Source organism: Neptunicella plasticusilytica, from assembly GCF_047922965.1.
Classification (GTDB): Bacteria; Pseudomonadota; Gammaproteobacteria; order Enterobacterales; family Alteromonadaceae; genus Neptunicella; species Neptunicella plasticusilytica.
In genome coordinates, this window is record NZ_CP150481.1 from 3,183,035 (window position 1) to 3,201,968 (window position 18,934).

The 18,934-nt window shown below is 46.9% G+C and carries 17 protein-coding genes; 8 read left to right on the plus strand and 9 right to left on the minus strand.

Annotated features, from left to right (window positions below; all coding sequences use genetic code 11):
* Positions 1–62 precede the first annotated feature (62 nt).
* Entirely contained in the window at positions 63–452 is a 390-nt protein-coding gene (gcvH, locus tag V1467_RS14275; RefSeq protein WP_416305643.1) for a glycine cleavage system protein GcvH, read from the minus strand.
* Between the two features lie 67 nt (positions 453–519).
* A complete protein-coding gene (gene gcvT / locus V1467_RS14280; protein ID WP_416305644.1) occupies positions 520–1,599 on the minus strand; it encodes a glycine cleavage system aminomethyltransferase GcvT in 1,080 nt (359 codons plus the stop codon).
* Positions 1,600–2,330: 731 nt separating this feature from the next.
* Here gcvT and V1467_RS14285 point away from each other — a divergent pair.
* The gene (locus tag V1467_RS14285) at positions 2,331–3,176 is read left to right on the plus strand and encodes a LysR substrate-binding domain-containing protein (RefSeq protein ID WP_416305645.1); all 846 of its coding nucleotides are present in this window, start codon (positions 2,331–2,333) and stop codon (positions 3,174–3,176) included.
* Between the two features lie 88 nt (positions 3,177–3,264).
* Here V1467_RS14285 and gnd read toward each other — a convergent pair whose 3' ends face one another.
* The 5 genes from gnd to V1467_RS14310 form a co-directional block, all read right to left on the minus strand.
* Positions 3,265–4,716 carry a decarboxylating NADP(+)-dependent phosphogluconate dehydrogenase gene (gene gnd, locus V1467_RS14290; protein WP_416305646.1) on the minus strand — a complete coding sequence of 484 codons (1,452 nt, stop codon included), beginning with the start codon at positions 4,714–4,716 and terminating at the stop codon, positions 3,265–3,267.
* A gap of 225 nt (positions 4,717–4,941) precedes the next feature.
* The gene (locus tag V1467_RS14295; RefSeq protein WP_416305647.1) at positions 4,942–5,958 is read right to left on the minus strand and encodes a DUF4340 domain-containing protein; all 1,017 of its coding nucleotides are present in this window, start codon (positions 5,956–5,958) and stop codon (positions 4,942–4,944) included.
* Complete coding sequence (locus V1467_RS14300; protein ID WP_416305648.1) at positions 5,955–7,790, minus strand: GldG family protein; 1,836 nt, start codon at positions 7,788–7,790, stop codon at positions 5,955–5,957. The genes V1467_RS14295 and V1467_RS14300 overlap by 4 nt, the downstream gene beginning before the upstream one ends.
* 2 nt (positions 7,791–7,792) lie before the next feature.
* Positions 7,793–8,527, minus strand: coding sequence for an ABC transporter permease subunit (locus V1467_RS14305; protein ID WP_416305649.1), 735 nt, complete (start codon positions 8,525–8,527; stop codon positions 7,793–7,795).
* Positions 8,524–9,450 (minus strand): ABC transporter ATP-binding protein, encoded by a 927-nt coding sequence (locus tag V1467_RS14310; protein ID WP_416305650.1) that lies wholly within the window; start codon positions 9,448–9,450, stop codon positions 8,524–8,526. The genes V1467_RS14305 and V1467_RS14310 overlap by 4 nt, the downstream gene beginning before the upstream one ends.
* Before the next feature lie 813 nt (positions 9,451–10,263).
* On the opposite strand from V1467_RS14310, the gene tsaA reads away from it, so the two are divergent.
* The 3 genes from tsaA to V1467_RS14325 all read left to right on the plus strand — a co-directional run bounded on the left by tsaA (position 10,264) and on the right by V1467_RS14325 (position 13,375).
* Entirely contained in the window at positions 10,264–10,968 is a 705-nt protein-coding gene (gene tsaA / locus V1467_RS14315; protein WP_416305651.1) for a tRNA (N6-threonylcarbamoyladenosine(37)-N6)-methyltransferase TrmO, read from the plus strand.
* A gap of 95 nt (positions 10,969–11,063) precedes the next feature.
* Positions 11,064–12,773: a proline--tRNA ligase gene (locus V1467_RS14320; RefSeq protein WP_416305652.1), complete on the plus strand. Its 1,710-nt coding sequence runs from the start codon at positions 11,064–11,066 to the stop codon at positions 12,771–12,773.
* 443 nt (positions 12,774–13,216) lie between these two features.
* A complete protein-coding gene (locus V1467_RS14325) occupies positions 13,217–13,375 on the plus strand; it encodes a DUF3309 family protein (protein ID WP_416305653.1) in 159 nt (52 codons plus the stop codon).
* Between the two features lie 110 nt (positions 13,376–13,485).
* On the opposite strand, the gene V1467_RS14330 is transcribed toward V1467_RS14325, so the two are convergent.
* On the minus strand, positions 13,486–13,875 hold the full coding sequence (locus V1467_RS14330) for a DUF3718 domain-containing protein (protein ID WP_416305551.1): 390 nt from the start codon (positions 13,873–13,875) through the stop codon (positions 13,486–13,488).
* A gap of 331 nt (positions 13,876–14,206) precedes the next feature.
* On the opposite strand from V1467_RS14330, the gene V1467_RS14335 reads away from it, so the two are divergent.
* The 4 genes from V1467_RS14335 (at position 14,207) to V1467_RS14350 (ending at position 17,583) form a co-directional block, all read left to right on the plus strand.
* Positions 14,207–15,046, plus strand: a complete 840-nt coding sequence (locus tag V1467_RS14335) for an MBL fold metallo-hydrolase (protein WP_416305654.1) — start codon at positions 14,207–14,209, stop codon at positions 15,044–15,046.
* Between the two features lie 85 nt (positions 15,047–15,131).
* Positions 15,132–15,287, plus strand: a complete 156-nt coding sequence (locus V1467_RS14340; RefSeq protein WP_416305655.1) for a hypothetical protein — start codon at positions 15,132–15,134, stop codon at positions 15,285–15,287.
* A 133-nt stretch (positions 15,288–15,420) separates the two neighbouring features.
* The gene (locus V1467_RS14345; protein ID WP_416305656.1) at positions 15,421–16,551 is read left to right on the plus strand and encodes a patatin-like phospholipase family protein; all 1,131 of its coding nucleotides are present in this window, start codon (positions 15,421–15,423) and stop codon (positions 16,549–16,551) included.
* A 141-nt stretch (positions 16,552–16,692) separates the two neighbouring features.
* A complete protein-coding gene (locus V1467_RS14350) occupies positions 16,693–17,583 on the plus strand; it encodes a GGDEF domain-containing protein (RefSeq protein WP_416305657.1) in 891 nt (296 codons plus the stop codon).
* An 18-nt stretch (positions 17,584–17,601) separates the two neighbouring features.
* On the opposite strand, the gene tilS is transcribed toward V1467_RS14350, so the two are convergent.
* Complete coding sequence (tilS, locus tag V1467_RS14355) at positions 17,602–18,918, minus strand: tRNA lysidine(34) synthetase TilS (RefSeq protein WP_416305658.1); 1,317 nt, start codon at positions 18,916–18,918, stop codon at positions 17,602–17,604.
* Between the last annotated feature and the right edge of the window lie 16 nt (positions 18,919–18,934).

Genomic DNA, 18,934 nt, shown 5'->3' on the forward strand with positions numbered 1-18,934 from the left:
GAGTAAAAAAGTGACAAAGCAGGTGTTATGTCGTTTATAACACCTGCTCAAAAGCGTTAAACTTAGTCTTCGTCGATGCTGTTTTCGTAGCCTTCTGCGTCCAGCAAATCTTCAAATTCATCCGGATCTTCAGCCTTGATTTTAAACAGCCAGCCATCCCCGAAAGGATCGGCATTGACTTGCTCTGGCGAATCTTCCAGGTCTTCATTAACGGCAATAATTTCGCCGCTAATCGGAGCATACACGTCAGACGCAGCCTTAACCGATTCGGCTACAGCAACATCGTCACCGGCACTGACTTCGGTGCCCACTTCCGGCAGCTCAACAAACACCATATCACCCAGCAACTCCTGTGCATGTTCGGTAATCCCTACGGTAAAAGTACCGTCACCTTCAGGGCGTACCCACTCATGAGTGGTGGCATAACGTAATTCGGATGGAATGTTGCTCATTAGTTTTTCCTCAATATTTTTATTTGTTCAGTTCACATCTAAAGTTGGATTGTTATCGACTATTTTATTAACACACTTTTTTACCATTGCGGACAAAGCTAGGCTTAACCACTTTTACTGTAACCCACTTTTTACGCATTTCAACTTCCACTGTATCGCCTACTGAAGCGGGCACACGGGCCATGGCAATACTGTGACCCAGCGTAGGTGAAAAAGTGCCGGAGGTGATCACACCTTCACCGCTATCGGCCATCACTTTTAGGCCAGAGCGCAACACGCCCTTGTCTTCCATGACCAGTCCAACCAGCTTGTCGGTACCGGCAGCTTTTTGCTGTTCCAGCACACTACGGCCAACAAAATCACGCTCGGCCGGTTCCCAGCTGATAGTCCAGCCCATATTGGCTGCCAGTGGCGAAATAGTTTCATCCATATCCTGGCCGTATAAATTCATACCTGCTTCTAAACGCAAGGTATCGCGGGCGCCTAATCCACAAGGTTTAACCCCGGCGTCCAGCAACTTTTGCCAAAAATCAGCGGCCTGTTCGTTAGGCACCATAATTTCGTAGCCCGCTTCACCGGTATAACCTGTAGTAGCAATAAACAAGTCTTCAGCCTGCACCCCGTAAAAAGGTTTCATACCGGCTACCGCTTCATTTTGCGCGGCCGAAAACAGGCTGGCGGCTTTCTGTTTGGCGTTAGGTCCCTGTACCGCGATCATGGCAAATTCAGGACGCTCGGTAATGGTGACGTCAAAACCTTCTGCTCTGCCCAATAACCAGTTCATATCTTTTTCGCGGGTGGCAGAATTCACTACCAGGCGGTAATTGGTGGCGTCAAAATGATAGACAATCAAATCATCCACCACCCCGCCCTGCTCGTTCAACATGCCGCTATACAAGGCTTTGCCCTTGTCTTGCAGTTTTTCTACATCGTTGGCCAGCAGATAACGCAGGTAAGCTTTTGCATCAGTCCCTTTTACATCGACAATGGTCATATGGGAGACATCGAACATCCCCGCATCCTGACGTACAGCGTGATGCTCTTCTATTTGTGAACCGTAATTGATGGGCATATCCCAGCCGTGGAAATCAACCATTTTGGCGCCAGCTTCAATATGCTTGGCGTGCAGAACTGTTTTATTGGTCATAACAGCAACCTTGTGACAATGAGTTGAGCCTGAGTATAGAAATTGGCATCCGATACAACAAATTGATAATTCAAATGATTAGATAAGATTATTTTATGTATAATGCAAAAACCATGAGATTTATTAATCTTTTGAATAATATTCATCCTTGACTGCATTTGGTTCCGCAAATCCTGAGCTTGTCGAAGGGTCAGGACGAACGTAGATTGGGCGGTCAATTAACCAGTAACCGTTCGCCCTGAGCGCGAAGCAGTCGAAGGGTAACGTTTACGCTGGGGGGACAACCAGAAACCGTCATCCCGGTACGTTGTTAGCCGGGATCCAGCCTTTTGCAATATGGATCCCGGCCTTCGCAGGAATGACTGATTACGAATCCTTTGATGGCATTTGGTTTCGCATATCCTGAGCTTGTCAAAGATAGTTGCTGTTCATCCTTCGACTGCATTTGGTTCCGCAAATCCTGAGCTTGTCGAAGGGTCAGGACGAACGTAGATTGGGCGGTCAATTAACAAGTAACCGTTCGCCCTGAGCTTGTCGAAGATAGTTGCTACTCATCCTTCGACTGCATTTGGTTCCGCAAATCCTGAGCTTGTCGAAGGGTCAGGACGAACGTAGATTGGGTGGTCAATTAACCAGTAACCGTTCGCCCTGAGCGCGAAGCAGTCGAAGGGCAACGCTTACCGGTTTAATTCGTAGCTCGTAGCTCGTAAAATTATTATTATTGGAACAGAATGAAACAGCTCTCATTGGATAATTTACGTACTTTCGTCACCGTTATCGATAGCGGTGGCTATGCCAAGGCAGGTGATATTCTCGGCCGCACCCAACCGGCTATTAGCCTGCAAATTCGTAATCTGGAAGACAAGCTGGGCAAGAAGCTGTTTGATAAAATCGGCCAACGCCATCAGGTGAATATAGATGGCCGTCAGTTATATCAGCAGGCCCGCGCCATGCTGGCCATTAACGATGATATTTTCCGCCAGTTTGAACAATCCTCATTACGGGGACGCCTGCGTCTGGGGATCCCCAGCGAGTTTGCCACTACGTTGCTACCCGGCATTGTCGGTGAATTCAGCAAAATTTATCCCGATGTCGCGCTGGAAGTCACATCGGCCTTAAGTAAATCCCTGCTCAGTGACCAAAAGCTACCCGAGTTCGATTTGGTCATGGCGCTGGTTGATCCGGACAAACACAGTGACGGTGAAGTGATCCGCGATGATGATCTGGTTTGGGTTGGCAACCGCTTTCAGCCAATTAGTCAGGAGGGGCTGTCGCTGGTTCTGGCTCCCGATGGCTGTGTGTACCGCAGCCGAGTTATCAACCGGCTAAAACAGCAAACCTTACAATGGCGGATCAGCTATACCAATGCCGATCTCACCGGCCTGACGGTCGCCATTCAACAAGGGCTGGGTATTACTGCGCTGGCACGTGCCAGTGTGCCGAAAGAACTAAGCGTAATCAGAAGTGAACACTTACCCGAACTGGGTAAAATCAAGATTTGCCTGTTTAACCAGAGTCGCAACCATCCCCAGGCCACCGGCAGATTAGCCGAGTTTATCAAAGCTCGATTAGGCTAATTTTTTTACTCGGCGGCAGGCATCACCTTACTTGCAGCATACAAAAAAGGTGAGTCAATGCTCACCTTTTTATCTGGATCAATCTCACCTAGACATTATAGGTTGAAGATGCGGTATCACCGCCTCGACCCGTCCAGTTGGTGTGGAAGAATTCACCACGTTCACGATCCAGACGCTCATAAGTATGAGCACCAAAATAATCGCGCTGAGCTTGCAACAAGTTAGCCGGTAAACGGGCATGACGGTAACCGTCGAAGTAACTCAGTGCTGATGTCAGTGTCGGCGTCGGAACACCGTTCATCGCGGCGGTCGCCACTACGCGGCGCCAGCCATCCTGTGCGGCATGCATTTTTTCAACAAAATAGTCATCGACCAGTAAGTTAGTCAGTTCCGGATTGCGATCAAAGGCATCTTTGATTTTATTCAGGAAGGTGGAACGAATAATACAACCACCACGCCACATCAGGGCGATACCGCCATAATTCAGATCCCAGCCGGCTTGCTTGGCCGCTTCACGCATTAGCACATAGCCTTGCGCGTAAGACACAATCTTCGACGCTAACAAGGCTTGGCGAATATCTTCGATAAAGGCTTGCTTGTCGCCATCGAAAGAGGCTTTGGGACCGGACAAGATTTTGGATGCCGCCACACGCTCGTCTTTTTGTGCTGACAAACAACGGGCAAATACCGCTTCACCAATCAGGGTTAATGGCACGCCTTCTTCTAACGCCGAAACAGCCGTCCATTTACCTGTGCCTTTTTGACCGGCTGTATCGAGAATTTTTTCTACCAGCGGCTCACCGTCTTCTTTATAAGCCAGAATGTCGCGAGTAATTTCAATCAGGTAGCTGTCCAGCTCGCCTTCATTCCATTCTTTAAAGACTTCGTGCATTTCATCGGCTGACAAGCCGAGCAGCTCTTTCATGATCTGATAGGCTTCACAAATCAGCTGCATATCACCGTATTCGATACCGTTGTGTACCATTTTCACGAAGTGGCCGGCGCCATCTTCACCGACCCAGTCACAGCAAGGGGTGCCGTCTTCCACTTTGGCAGAAATACTCTGGAAAATATCTTTTACTGCTGGCCATGCGACAACAGAACCACCGGGCATAATCGAAGGCCCGGTTAAAGCGCCTTCTTCACCTCCGGACACACCGGTACCGATATACAACAAGCCTTTACTTTCAAGGTATTGGGTACGACGGTTAGAATCAGGGAAATGGGTATTACCGCCATCAATAATGATATCGCCTTTATCCAGGTGGGGAATAAGCTGCTCAATCATGTCGTCAACCGCCTGCCCGGCTTTCACCATCAGCATAATTTTACGCGGCTGAGCCAGCGAACTGACCAATTCTTCAATACTAAACGCACCACGAATCGATTTACCCTGGGCACGACCGCCAATAAACTTCTCAACTTTTTCTGCTGAGCGATTGTATGCCGTTACCGTAAATCCTTTGCTTGCCATGTTCAGGATCAGGTTTTCACCCATGACTGCCAGACCAACCAGGCCGATATCCGATAGTTCTTTCATAGTGTGTGTTAGCTCGTAGTTAAATGTGGGCGATAATGTAGTGGTTCAGGCCGACAGACTCAAGTCAAAATAAGGCTGTATTTCGCATTTGAACCAGCAAAACGCTAAAAGGTCGCCATTCTACTAATAATTAAGCGAATAGACCAATTTGCACTTTCAAAGTATCAGAAAATATTACCAGCAGGGACTGATGCATAATGCACCAGTCCGTTTTCCCCAACTTTGCTATTGAGGGGCTTCTCCCTCATCGGTAACGGTTTCCGATACCGGCAATTCGGATTTTTCATCCTGCAGGAAATCATCCAGCGATTTGTTCAACTGCTGGGCTGAAAAACTGGAAATAGTATAGATCCGGTTTTGCCAGTATTGTCCGGGCTGCTGCGAACTAAAGCGAACATAATGAGCATCATCCAGTTCGGCCAACTCCAGCGTATAGCTTTGCCCTGCTTCACTGCCTACAATCAGCTGCAAGGTAGGGGTATAGCTATTCCACAGCTCTTCGTCGTTAGGCTGGATCTGCTCAAAATTAAGCTGACTAATCGCCGTTACCACCGAATTCAATACCCCGGGATATTTCAACAGGCGTCCTTCCGGCAACGCGACCAAGGTGTAATTAGTTTGCTCCGGATCGGATTTTTCGATTGTCCAGCCTTGCTTTCCTACCCGTTGTACCTGCTTAATCTGTTGTAACTCGTTAGGCAAAATCGGTTGCTTTAACCAGTCGGTATCGGTCATGGGCAATTCCAGATTCTGGTCGATTAACCAGCTCTGATTTTTGCCGGATAAGCGCACATATTGGCCATGTCCGCGTTCCGGGCTGGAACCTACCAGTAATGACCAGCTTTTTGTTCCGGCGCTCAGGGTGACCTGGGTGGCCAGACTGTCCTGATCACTGATATCCCTTAATCCCAGACGGTCAAAATATTCAGGTTTGGTGGTTTTGGCCTGAACGCGCTGCGCAGCCACCAGCGATTTTAATAATTTGGACAACTTGTCCTGATCAACCGGGTAGTTATTTAACTCGGCGACCAACCATTGCCCGTCAACGAGCTGGGCGCTGAAATTCAATCCTTGCGCTTTATCAATCTGGATATGATCCAGTTTAGTCACATCAGCCTTTAGTCCCTCCAGCAGCACGCCCTTTTCTGGCAACGCACTGCTGTTATTCTTGTTCATGACTAATACGCCGGCTACCGCCGCCAGCGCGACAGCCAAGATAAAAATTCCTATTTGTTTGTTCATAGTTGTCCCCGGCTGGCTTTCTTGCGGCTTAATCTTGCCACGAAACCTAACAACAGCACCAATAGCAGAGGTGCAACGGCGATATTGAGCAGTTTCAGCAAACTGCCCAGATTTTCAATATCCATATCCAGCTGATGACGCACTTCACGCAGCTCTTTACGAATATCAATTTTCTTCTGCATAAACTGGTCTACCGCCTGTTGTTGCTGTTCACTAAGCACCAGCATACCATTTTCGGCCTGTTGGCCTTGTAGCTGGGCTAATTGCTGTTCGGTCTGCTGCAACTCCTGCTGCAGGACTTGCTCTTTCTCGCGGAAGCGCTTCTCGGCCTGAACCGTTAACTGTTCTACCACCTCAAAAGGACGGGCAAAAGTGCCGCGACTACGCACGCTGATCAACGCATTGCTGCCACCCAGATTTTCCACCGCATTGGTGACAAAATCACCGTTATTGGCAAACGGCGTAAACACGGTTTGACCAAAGAAATTGGACTGACTGCCCCAGAAACGGTCGGTAAGCAAATCGGTATCGGCAACCACAATCACATTGAGCTGATCGGTTTGGGCAACAAAGTCCTCGGCTTCGACGCCATCGGGTATCTGTTCAAAGGCCGATTTGGCCTTACCGGCAATCCGCGCGGCCAAGGTATATCTTTGCTCTTTAGCGTTAAAGTTTTTACTCAAGTCTTCCACATCACGGGTAACACCGTATGTCGCGCTATCAATTAAATCGGTATTCGACGAGCTGTGGATCAGTGGCGTCCATTGGGTTTGCGCGTCTTTTATCTGATGTAATGCGCCCACCGACGCGGCATTGATCACATCCAGACCACTGGTGACGACATCATCACCGTCAAGCAAATCCCCCTGCAGACCAAGGTAGCCCATATGACGCGCCACACCTGACTGGGTACGGATATCCAGCCCTGAAGCCGCATCCAGTACCACTTGTGACGGATCAAATTCGACGCCCCAACTGGTGAGTAATTTAGTCAAGTCAGAACCACCAGCTCCTCCCATCGCCGCCATTGGATCGGCTTCACTGTGCGGATCAACAAAGGCGATGACCTTACCGCCCTGCATGGCATACTGATCAATGGAAAACTGCAATTCCTCGTTATAGCCGCTGGGATTGACCAGCATTAGCACATCGGTATCGGCAGGCACGCTGCTGGCGTCATTACCCAGTTTCTGCACTTTATACAATTGTTCTAACTGGGTAAAAATAGTCCAGGCCGGGTCCATTCTGCCGGTCATCGGATTTTGGCCGCCCATAATAGGTAAGTCACTGATCACCGTAACGCTAACCTGTTTAGGATCACTCAACTGGTAAATCAGCTTACTGATTTCATATTCAAGAAAAGACTCTTGCTGGGGATCAAAAAACGCAATGGTCTTTTCATCGTTGTAGGCGTTGCTACCTGCCAGCCCCAGATACACGGCATCCCCACCGTTACCCAGTGTCGCGCCGGTTAAACCGAACTGATTGGCCCGATCTTCTGCCTCGGAAAACGGCACTGGATCAATCTGATGCAGGATAATTTTACCGTCGGATGCACTGGCATATTCCTGTAACAGACTTTCCACCCGGTTAGCGTAATTACGCAGGCTGGTCATGCCATTGGAGGCTTTATCCGAATAGAAAAAATACAAGTGAATCGGCTCATCTATTTCTTGCAGAATCTGTTTACTGCCTTCGGACAGGGAATAGACCTGGTCTTCAGTCAAATCCAGTCTAACCGAGCTAAACAGCAGATTATTAATCAGGACTAACGCCGTAAAAACCACCACCAGAAGCAGGGTAGTAAACGTATTGGAAAACTTGTTCAACATGCTTAATCCGCCTTTTTCTGTTCAATCACACGTAATCCGGCATACAACCAGACACCGATAACAATAAGAAAATACCCTACATCATTCAGCGCCAGTACCCCTTTGGCCATTGCCTGAAAATGGGTAAGGAAGCTAAAGGACGCCAGAGTATCGAGCAACACTGTGGGTAGCCATTCTTTAAAGGCATCCAACACCATATCACTACCGCTCAAGACGAAAATAAAGCACAGCACCACGGCCAGAATAAAGGCCACAACCTGGCTTTTTGACAGGGCCGACATACATAAACCTATCGCCAAAAAAGCACCGGCCATCAACCAGCTACCAATATAGGCAGCGACGATAATGCCGTTATCCGGTTGACCCAGGTAATTGACCGTAATCCACAAGGGGAAGGTTAACAACAGCGATAATCCCAGCACGGCCCAGGCTGCCAGAAACTTGCCCAGCATGGCCTGCCAAATAGTAATAGGCAAGGTCATCAGCAATTCGATGGTGCCGCTCTTGCGTTCTTCTGACCAGGTACGCATTGCCATTGCCGGCACCAGAAACAGATATAGCCAGGGATGAAAGTTGAAGAATGGCAGCAGATCGGCTTGCCCCCGTTCGTATAAGCCGCCAAAGCTGAAGGCGAACACGCCGCTCAAGATCAGAAAAATAGCGATAAAAACATAGGCCACCGGTGTGGCAAAAAAGCTGGCGAACTCGCGCCGGAAAATAATCAGGGTATGGTTCATGCTGCCGCTCCTTCGGTGGTCATTTGCCGGAACACATCATCCAGTCGACCTTGTTCGGTAAACAGGGTATCGACAGGTAAGTTGCGCTGCTGAATATAGTCGGCAATCACCGGCAAGATATCGGCGTTGCGCTCGGGAAATAAGGTGACTTTACCGTTATTTTTATCCACTTCCATATTCGCCACCCCGGCCAGCTCGGCTAAACCGGAAATATCGGCCAATTGACTGAAATGAATAGTCACAGCCTGATAGTAACGGGATCTCTTGACCAGTTCGTCAGGGCTGGCGTCAAACAGCATTTTGCCTTCGGCAATAATCATTGCGCGGTTACATACTGCGCTGACTTCTTCCAGAATATGGGTAGAAATAATCACAATCTTGTCTTTGGACAAGTTCTGGATCAGCTGGCGAACCTGGTGTTTCTGGTTCGGATCCAGTCCGTCGGTTGGTTCGTCCAGAATCAGAATATCCGGATCATGTAAAATGGCCTGAGCCAGTCCAACCCGGCGTTTAAAGCCTTTGGACAAATTCTCAATCGGCCGGTCGAGCATATCCTCGATTTCAACCTGGGCAACAACTTGCTTAATACGTCGAAGCTTCTGGTCCCCTTTCAGGCCGCGAATGTCGGCGATAAAGTCCAGAAACTGCAATGGTGTCATATCACCATAGGCGGGGGCGCCTTCGGGCAAGTAGCCGATATGTTGCTGAATCGCCTTGGCAGACTCGGGCATGGGCATATCAGCAATACGAATTTCACCCTGAGTGGGCATTAAAAAGCCGGTAAGCATTTTCATGGTGGTGGATTTTCCTGCCCCGTTGGGACCAAGAAATCCGACTATATCACCCGCTTTTATGTCGAAAGATAAATTGTCAACGGCTTTAAAGTCGCCAAATGACATGGACAAGTTCTTGACGGAGATCATAAGCGTCCTCTGATGATCGAAGATAATTAAAAGCATTATGGAGTATCAGGATATATAGCTGCGTAAGCCGTTTTCAAGTCAGACCAGCCTCGAATGCCAATCCGTATAAACAATTACCCTCTCAGAATGCATCCAGCGACATTTGAACAAGGCGTCGCTATGCAGAAAGGGTGGTCCCCTTTTAAGTAGCGAGAACGCAGAGCAAATGTCGCTGGGGCATTTCCTTCGGACGAGTTTTAAACGGGCTTACTCTGCGTTGCTTAAATTCGAAAGAGCACCGCTATTACTTCATTTAAGCGTCTTGATTAAGCCCGTTTAAATTCTCGCTGAGTGGGCAATTGTTTATACGGATTGGTATAGATATCCGATGTTGGACTGACAACGGGCTGGATTAATAATTCCGCCAACATAATGAATATTACGCATTTTTTATGCGAATAGATAAAAAATAGACAGCGTTAGTATTGCCAGAAGATTCCTCACGCCTGTTCCCGACAGCTTTGGGATACACTCCGTCCCTGGAGATACCCCACGCTTGTTCCCGACAGCTTTGGGATACACTCCGTCCCTGGAGATAAAAAAAGGATCTGGGAGCCTGGGCTCGCAGATCCGTAAAAGTGTTCCGGGAAGAACTATGTCATAGGGTCTATCAGCTTTGGCTACATAAATAAAAATCACGTATAGCAAAACCAATACACGGAGCACACTTTAACGACTAAATGTTGTTAAATTATGACAACCAACCGGCTATTTGTTGCAAGGTATGTCTTAAATGGCAAAATAGTCGCAGTCTTCCCTTTGGTTCTTTTATCTATGCAGCTCGATCCTGTCGCTATTATCCACAGCCCGTATAAACAGAAATTTGCCATCCCCAGGCAACCGGGATTGGTTTCCGAGGCCGTTGGACAAATAGAATTTATGCCTGAATATAGTGATCCGAATATACTACGGGATATTGAGCAGTTCAGTCATTTATGGCTACTGTTTGAGTTTCACCAAACCGCCGGACAAGGCTGGTCTCCGCTGGTTCGCCCTCCCAGACTGGGCGGTAACCGAAAAATGGGGGTATTTGCCACTCGCAGTACTTTTCGGCCTAATGCTATTGGTATGTCGGTGGTCGAACTGATTGACTGGCAATATCAACATAACAAACTGTTGCTTAACGTAAAAGGCATTGATTTACTCGATGGTACACCGATACTGGATATCAAACCCTATATCCCTTATTCCGACGCCGTCCCTGACGCCAAAGGCGGATTTGCCGCTACAGAGCCGCCCCAAAACACCGACATCAACTTTAGTCAAACGGCGCAACAGCAACTGGATTATTATCAACAGCATTACCCGCAACTGGAAGCGTTGATCCGCAATGTGCTGGCTCAGGACCCGCGTCCCGCCTACAAAAAAAATAATACCGACACCCAGGAATACGGTATGACCCTGTATGACTGCAATATTCGTTGGCAGGTGATTGCAGGGCATTGCCTGGTGCTATCCATCGAAAAAGCCGCCAATTAACCCGCACAAGCGCCTTTTTTATCCCCTATAGCGCTGATAGAATAGCCGCCAATTTTAAACCGGGTTAAATTAACTCTTTTCTGGTATCTAACAACATGCGCAGTAGCCAATACTTACTCTCCACCCTGAAAGAAACACCAGCCGATGCTGAGGTGATCAGCCATCAGTTAATGCTTAGAGCCGGTCTGATTCGTAAACTGGCGTCCGGATTGTATACCTGGCTACCCACTGGTTTGCGCGTATTGAATAAAGTTTCGCAAATCGTGCGCGACGAAATGAACAAAGCCGGAGCTATCGAAGTACTGATGCCCGTGGTTCAGCCTGCTGATTTATGGCAGGAATCCGGTCGCTGGGAAGAATACGGCCCGGAATTGCTGCGTATAAAAGATCGCCAGCAACGTGACTTTGTTTTAGGTCCAACCCACGAAGAAGTGATCACCGATTTAGTGAAAAACGAAGTCAGCAGCTACAAACAATTGCCACTAAACCTGTATCAGGTGCAAACCAAATTCCGTGACGAAATTCGTCCACGTTTTGGCATTATGCGTAGCCGTGAATTCATCATGAAAGACGCCTACTCTTTTCACCTTGATGAAGCCTGTTTAGGCAAAACTTACCAAGACATGTATCAGGCCTATTGCAATATCTTTGAGCGTATCGGTCTGGATTACCGCCCGGTTATGGCGGATAACGGCTCAATTGGGGGTAATGCCTCGCACGAATTCCACGTACTGGCAGCATCGGGTGAAGACGATATCGTATTCAGTGATAGCTCTGATTACGCAGCCAATATGGAAAAAGCCGAAGCGGTTGCATCCTCAACTGAAGTCGCGGCACCCACTGCGGAAATGGCTTTAGTGGATACACCAGACGCCAAAACCATCGAACAACTGGTTGAACAATTTGGTGTGGCAATTGAAAAAACTGTTAAAACCTTGATTGTGCATGCCGCTGAAGGCAGCGAGCACAAACTGATTGCGTTGATGGTACGTGGTGATCACATATTAAATGAAGTGAAAGCCGAGAAGCTGGAGCAAGTGGCAGCGCCACTCGTTTTTGCCTCGGAAGCAGAAATTCGTGATGCCATTGGGGCAGGTCCTGGCTCATTAGGTCCGGTTAATTTGCCCATTCCTGTCATCGTTGATCGCAGTGTGGCAGTAATGAGCGATTTTGGCGCTGGCGCCAACGTTGATGGCAAACACTATTTTAATATCAACTGGCAACGTGACTTAGCTTTGCCTGCGGTAGCCGATATTCGTAACGTTGTGGCGGGTGATCCTTCACCTTGCGGTACAGGTAAACTGGAAATTAAACGTGGTATCGAAGTGGGACATATTTTCCAGTTAGGGGATAAATATTCCAAAGCGATGAAATGTGGTGTGTTAACCGAATCAGGCAAACATCAGACCCTGACCATGGGTTGTTACGGCATTGGTGTAACACGTATTGTGGCAGCAGCCATTGAACAGAACCACGACAAATACGGAATTATCTGGCCCGATGCCATCGCACCGTTCAAGGTGGCCCTGATCCCGATGAATATGCATAAATCCCATCGCATTCAGCAAGCGGCAGAAACCCTGTATGCCGAACTGACAGCGGCCGGTATCGAGGTATTCTTCGATGACCGCAAAGAACGCCCGGGAGTCATGTTTAACGATATGGAACTGTTGGGTATTCCTCACTCTATCGTGATTGGCGAGCGTAATCTGGATGACAATAAAGTGGAATACAAGTCCCGTCGTAGTGGTGAAAAGCAGATGTTGGAGCTAAATAACGTCACTGAGTTTATACAAACTTTATAGCGTTAAAAGCACAAATAACGAACCATGACTAAACAGGCTGATTGCGGAAAATACCCCATTCAGCCTGTTTGTTGTTATGTCATTCCTGACATGCTGTTGCCTTAAACCATTTCTCCTGCCGAAACCCAAGCTGTTCATACAATAAAGATGGTCTGTTTTCACAGCTGGCACAGCAACAGCTTGCTGCTAGTATTAAAGTGCTTTTAATGTCTTTTCGGTACGCAGACAAGGTCATTAAATTAACAAGGACTTAGTCTGCATGCAGTATCGGAGCCACTAAAATCAATGAAAGACTGGGTAGGTAGAATGTGGCAATCAAGTTACGTGGTATAACCGCAAACGATCCAATCCTGTCTCCAGCTATTTGAATTTGATGTTATAAACGTGGTGAAGTCTGTTCCTATGATGTCGTTAATAACGTTGACAACTTTATGGGGAAATCAATGAGCATTAGCGGAATTTTATTAATTATTCTAATTTTATTGTTGTTGGGCGCTTTACCTACCTGGGGGCACAGCCGAAATTGGGGTTATTATCCCAGCGGCGGGATCGGTACTATTTTACTGATTCTGATCATACTGATGTTGCTGGGAAGGGTTTGAAATATTGCAGATAAACAAAAAGAGCCGGAAGGCTCTTTTTGGGTTGACGCCCTGGGGGTTAGCGCCACTCACCGTCGAGGCGTCAAGACAATCTGGTGAGTGGCCCCCAATTAGTTCAAACGGTCAAGTAACTCTTTACCGATTTCAGTTTCGATATAACCGTTAGTCTCGGCCCACTGCTGGATGGCAACACCGTCCGCTTCTGCCTGAGACAAGTCTTTCTTGGACATTTTCTTAATCATATAGGTGCCCACATCCGTCGCATTGTTCTGCATGGAATAACGGATAAGGCTGTTACCACCACAAGATACACCTGTATAGAAATCACCTAAACGCAAGTTGTAGTCGTTCTGGACCGAACGCATTTTTTTACGCAACTCACCTTTGTCATTGTTTTTCACAATGGTACAAATGTTTTGCAGGTCTTCATTCACGTCGGCAAAGCTCACTGGAGCAACCAGGACAGTAGATAATGCGGCGATAGTTAATAATTTTTTCATGATAGTGCCTCGTTAAAAATGTTTATAAAGTTAAATTGTCTTGACGGAAAACAGTTTAAAAAAACACCAACCGGCTTTACAGAGGTCAAAATGGCACATAGGTATTTAATTTAATACTTTATGTAGCCATAACTGAACCTGAACAGGCATAATATCGAAGCAAAATATTATCTAATCATATGAATTTATAAATAAAAATTTGGATTATAAAGGTATGTAATTTAATTCTCTGGTAAATTTGCTCTATCAAGCAGACAGGTAAATAATGTTAGGCTAGTCATACGTAATAATTGCTTGTTGTTTAAATTACAGGGCATTTTGAGTACTTTGCATGCAGTTAACTTTTTTTGGTGTAAGAGGTTCCACTCCAGCTCCCGGGCGCGATTTTATCGAATTTGGCGGTAATACGGCTTGTGTGCATGTTGAGCTGGACAATGGTACGGATATCATTCTCGACTCGGGAACAGGGATTATTCCTTTAGGCCATAAACTGGTTAAGAAAAACAACGATATACATTTGTTGCTCAGCCACAATCATTGGGATCATATCCAGGGCTTTCCTTTTTTTGCCCCAATATATCAATCCGAACGTAATATTTTTATTACCCCCGGTCGCACCAAACTGGCAGAACATGACGCTATTTTGCAGCAAATGTCAGGTAGTCTGTTTCCGGTCCACCATCAATCTTTGGCCGCCAATATCCAGATAGTGCCGATCGACGAGAATAAAAACAGCTGGCTATTACAGGATGCCTCAATCAGCCGTCTCACCATGAATCATCCCGGTAACGGCAGTTCTTATGTAATTGAAGCCGACGGTGCCAAAATCGCCTACATTACCGATAACGAATTGTATCCTCCGTATAAAAAGGAAACCGACTTTCTGGATTTTGTAGACTTTGCCCAAGGAGCGGACTTATTAGTCCATGATGCGCAATATTTGTTTGCTGATATGCCCGCCAAAGCAGGCTGGGGACACTCTATCGCCGAAGAAGCGGTTAAATTGGCGCTGGCCTGTAAAGCCAAAAACCTGGCGCTTTATAGCCATGATCCCAGTCGCACGGATAGCAGTTTACGCGAACTGGAGGCGCATTGTCAGGATGTGGTTAACGTTGCCGAAGATCAGCTTAAGGTGTTTGCCGCGGCGGAAGGGATGAATTTTAGCTTTTAATCCTTTTAAAGAGACAAATCATAGTAGCCCAGGCAGCGCGCCCAGTCATTAATGGACTAGCCTGCATGCTTAACTGAGGAAAATGATGGAAGCGCAATTTTGGCAGCAAAAATGGCAAACCGGCGATATCGGCTTCCATGAAACACAAGCTAATCCGCTACTAACCAATCATATTGCACAATTGGAACTTGCCAAAGGTAGTCGCCTTTTTCTGTTAGTCAGCCAGAAGTCAAAACCATAGTAAATATCTGGCTTGTTAAAAATCGTTAAATCTCCGTTTTAACAGTTTTCCGTAGACACAAATAGCTGTTTACGTTAGTAATACCACTACAATCTCTGATGCTTTTAATGTGGACTGACAAAAACGGATTACAATGACTGAACGGCAAGAATATGCATTAATGTTAACCGGTGGTGGCGCCAGAGCGGCATATCAGGTTGGTGTCCTCAAGGCTATCACCAACTTTTTGCCTCGCAATCAAAGTATCCCTTTTCCGATAATCTGCGGAACCTCGGCAGGAGCTATTAACGCCACCACCCTAGCCTGCTTTGCATCCTGTTATCATCTGGGAGTGCGAAAACTCGACTGGGTTTGGAAAAATCTGCGCACCAGCGATATTTACGAAAGTGGTTTCCAATCGGTGTTCGGTTACCTGCTGAAAAATTATTTTCAAGGTAGCAAAGCCGAGGATATGCAAACTCGCGCAACCAGCCTGTTGAACAATCAGCCATTGAGGCAGTTACTGCGTAAAACGCTGGATTTCAGCCGTATTGATAACAACATTGATCGTCAACATTTACGCGCGTTATGTATTACAGCCTCCAGCTATACCAGTCATGATTCCATCAGTTTTTTTCAAAGCAATAAAAATGTGGAGGGCTGGCAACGTTCCAAGCGACAGGGTAAGCCTGCGCAAATGAATGTAGAACATTTAATGGCGTCATCTGCCATACCACTGGTATTCCCGACTGTTAAACTGGGCAACGACTATTTTGGTGATGGCTCGGTGCATCAACTTTCTCCGTTAAGTGCGCCAATTCATCTTGGTGCGCGCAAAATTTTGGTGATAGGTGTTGAACAGCCTGAAATACCCTACACTCAAGCAATTAATGACCATTACCCCAGCGCCTCCAATATTGCCGGTCATTTACTCGATACCATCTTTGCTGACACACTTAACGCCGATCTGGAACGCGCCTATCGGGTAAACCAGACGCTGGATCTGTTGACCGAAAAACAGAAAAAAGAAACTCACCTGCAAAAAATTGAATGTCTGGAAATTAATCCCAGCGAGAATTTCAACCAAATTGCAGCCAAACACTATCATCATCTGCCGGCGGGTATACGCTCCTTACTCAGACTGGTTGGCCTGAAACCTGATATTGAGTCCAGCTTGCCCAGCTACTTGCTGTTTGATCATCATTTTTGCTCGGAAATCATTGATGTGGGTTATCGAGACGCGATGAACAGACTGGATGAAATTCGTGATTTTCTGAATTTATAGCTCCGGGGCTGTTGAACTTTGCTGAGTATTTCTTGCAGCAAAGATCACTAATCTCGAATAGAAATAAAAATATTCTGGCACGTTATTTGTATGGAACAGCTAATAAAGTTGTTTGCGTCAAATAATTTACGGAATACTAAATTGGATCAACTTAGCCCACTTTATGATGCTCCTGCAGAGGGGATCTTTACTTTTCACTCCGGTAGTGAAAAGAATTTAAGCTATTACCAGTTGTATGCGTTATTACAGACATTGACTGCCAACATCGATATCAAGCCATTATTAAGCGCCTACTTTATCCAGGCGCTAAAACACCTGCCTATCGATGGCATAAGCCTGGATTATCAAAATCAACAGTTTCAATGCGGCCATATTGACAATACACCGCTGGTCGAGAGTTGTGATATAAAGATTGGTTACCAGAAAGTGGCGCACTTGCGGCATTACGCCCACAGCCAGTTTAGCCAGCATCAAGCTAAACTGCTTAAAGATATTCAAAACTGTCTGCAACAGCCGCTTAAAATGGCGATTCAGCACGACCAGGTCAAACGCTTGTGTTTTAAAGATAACCTGACCGGGCTAGGTAACCGCAGCCAGTATAATGAAACTGTTGGGCGCAGCATCAGCCATGCATTGCGCAATGAAGACAGTTTCGGATTGTTGATCCTCGATCTGGATCACTTTAAGCAGGCCAATGACCAGTATGGTCATCTACTCGGTGACCAGATCCTGATTGCTTTTGCCAATGTACTGCAGGATTGCTTGCGTGACACCGACTTTGCATTTCGTTTTGGTGGAGACGAGTTTTGCTGCTTGCTGGAAAATGCCAATGAATTGCTGAATCAGAAAGTGTCGATCCGCATTATCAACGGTGTCACCAACCACCCCTTGCTTGTTCAGCATGGTATTACCTGTAGTATTGGTAGTGCACTGTTCAGTGCCGAAGATACTGCCCATAGCCTGTTTCAGCGTGCCGATGAGGCAATGTATGCGGCAAAACTGGCCGGTAAAAATTGTATTAAATGCGCGTAGCGGCAATATATTGCCGCTTTAATCTTCAACCTGTCTGATCCAGATTGTCTGCTTTCCTGAACTAAACTGCTCTGCAACACTGATGCCGACCACCATTGCCAGTTCACCATTAACGTAAACCAGTGGAATACTGGCGCGTTTCCAGGGCGGAACCTGCCATAACTGAAACCATTTTTTAAGCGGTTTGGAGTGTCGTTCCCCGGCCGGTTTAAATGTTTCGGCGAACGAACCAAAACCCAGTCTGATAATGGCTTTTTGATTATCATAACCGAGCTGAATCCCCTGATTATCCTGATAATCAAACTGCACTCTGATTTGCTGCTCTGCCAGTGTCAGTTCTTTTTCACCACGCCAGACTTTATTTTCCAACGCAGGCAACAAGGGTTCAGACAATACGTACAGTTGCTGATTGAATTTTCTTAATTGCCAGTCTTGCCATTGAATACAGGCTTCAGCATCGCCAGATGAACGTAACAACTCAGGCTCAATCAACGCCATTACTTTAGCATTGGGCAAGGGGATCTGTTGTTGACTCAACCATAAGCGTATTACCTGTTTCTGCCAGCGTGAAGATAATGCCAATAAAGCGTCAATGGCCAGGCAGCCATCTTCGCCCAGCATACCGTTTAAATGCTGCTGACTAATTTCATCCAGCATAGATTGTTGCTCTGCACATAACGCGGCAGAGCGCGATACTGATGTAGCCATTGCTGGCCAGCGTTGCAATAACAAGGGCACGATCCGCTGGCGTAAAAAGTTGCGGTCAAAACGGCTGTCCTGATTGGATTCGTCTTCCTGCCAATCTAACTCATGCTGACTGGCATAATCCAGAATCTGCTGACGACTGATCGCAAGAAACGGCCGTCTATACTGACGAGCCCCATTACCCTGTTGCAATGCTGCCATGGATGACAACCCTTTAGGGCCGGCCCCTCTTTTTAGCTGTAGTAAAAAAGTCTCGAGCTGATCATCAACATGTTGGGCCAATAAAATAACGGCGTTATCCGGCGTGGCGTTATCAATCGCGGCGTAACGGGCTTCACGAGCTTGTGCTTCAAGACTGGTACGCGGAATATTGTCTAATACCACCTGGTGACTAATAAAGGCGATATCCAGTTGTCGGCAGATTTGCTGACAATGCTGTTGCCATTGGTCGGCGTTGGAACTTAACCCGTGATTGATATGGATAGCGGTATACTGATGCTGCGGATAATTGTCCATCAACTCGCTAACACAATGCAGTAAAACGTGGGAATCAACCCCTCCGCTGTACGCCACATACATAGGCCGGGAGGGGCAGTTTAGAACAGACGAGACGGCCTTGATAATCTCCATTTAGGGCCTCAGGCTA

Coding starts and splice junctions, on each gene's coding strand:
- V1467_RS14320 (WP_416305652.1), top strand. CDS start 11,064: ATGCGCAGTAGCCAATACTTACTCTCCACCCTGAAAGAAACACCAGCC.
- V1467_RS14305 (WP_416305649.1), bottom strand. CDS start 8,527: ATGAACCATACCCTGATTATTTTCCGGCGCGAGTTCGCCAGCTTTTTT.
- V1467_RS14345 (WP_416305656.1), top strand. CDS start 15,421: ATGACTGAACGGCAAGAATATGCATTAATGTTAACCGGTGGTGGCGCC.
- V1467_RS14325 (WP_416305653.1), top strand. CDS start 13,217: ATGAGCATTAGCGGAATTTTATTAATTATTCTAATTTTATTGTTGTTG.
- V1467_RS14330 (WP_416305551.1), bottom strand. CDS start 13,875: ATGAAAAAATTATTAACTATCGCCGCATTATCTACTGTCCTGGTTGCT.
- V1467_RS14340 (WP_416305655.1), top strand. CDS start 15,132: ATGGAAGCGCAATTTTGGCAGCAAAAATGGCAAACCGGCGATATCGGC.
- tilS (WP_416305658.1), bottom strand. CDS start 18,918: ATGGAGATTATCAAGGCCGTCTCGTCTGTTCTAAACTGCCCCTCCCGG.
- V1467_RS14285 (WP_416305645.1), top strand. CDS start 2,331: ATGAAACAGCTCTCATTGGATAATTTACGTACTTTCGTCACCGTTATC.
- tsaA (WP_416305651.1), top strand. CDS start 10,264: ATGCAGCTCGATCCTGTCGCTATTATCCACAGCCCGTATAAACAGAAA.
- V1467_RS14335 (WP_416305654.1), top strand. CDS start 14,207: ATGCAGTTAACTTTTTTTGGTGTAAGAGGTTCCACTCCAGCTCCCGGG.
- gcvT (WP_416305644.1), bottom strand. CDS start 1,599: ATGACCAATAAAACAGTTCTGCACGCCAAGCATATTGAAGCTGGCGCC.
- V1467_RS14310 (WP_416305650.1), bottom strand. CDS start 9,450: ATGATCTCCGTCAAGAACTTGTCCATGTCATTTGGCGACTTTAAAGCC.
- gcvH (WP_416305643.1), bottom strand. CDS start 452: ATGAGCAACATTCCATCCGAATTACGTTATGCCACCACTCATGAGTGG.
- V1467_RS14300 (WP_416305648.1), bottom strand. CDS start 7,790: ATGTTGAACAAGTTTTCCAATACGTTTACTACCCTGCTTCTGGTGGTG.
- V1467_RS14295 (WP_416305647.1), bottom strand. CDS start 5,958: ATGAACAAACAAATAGGAATTTTTATCTTGGCTGTCGCGCTGGCGGCG.
- gnd (WP_416305646.1), bottom strand. CDS start 4,716: ATGAAAGAACTATCGGATATCGGCCTGGTTGGTCTGGCAGTCATGGGT.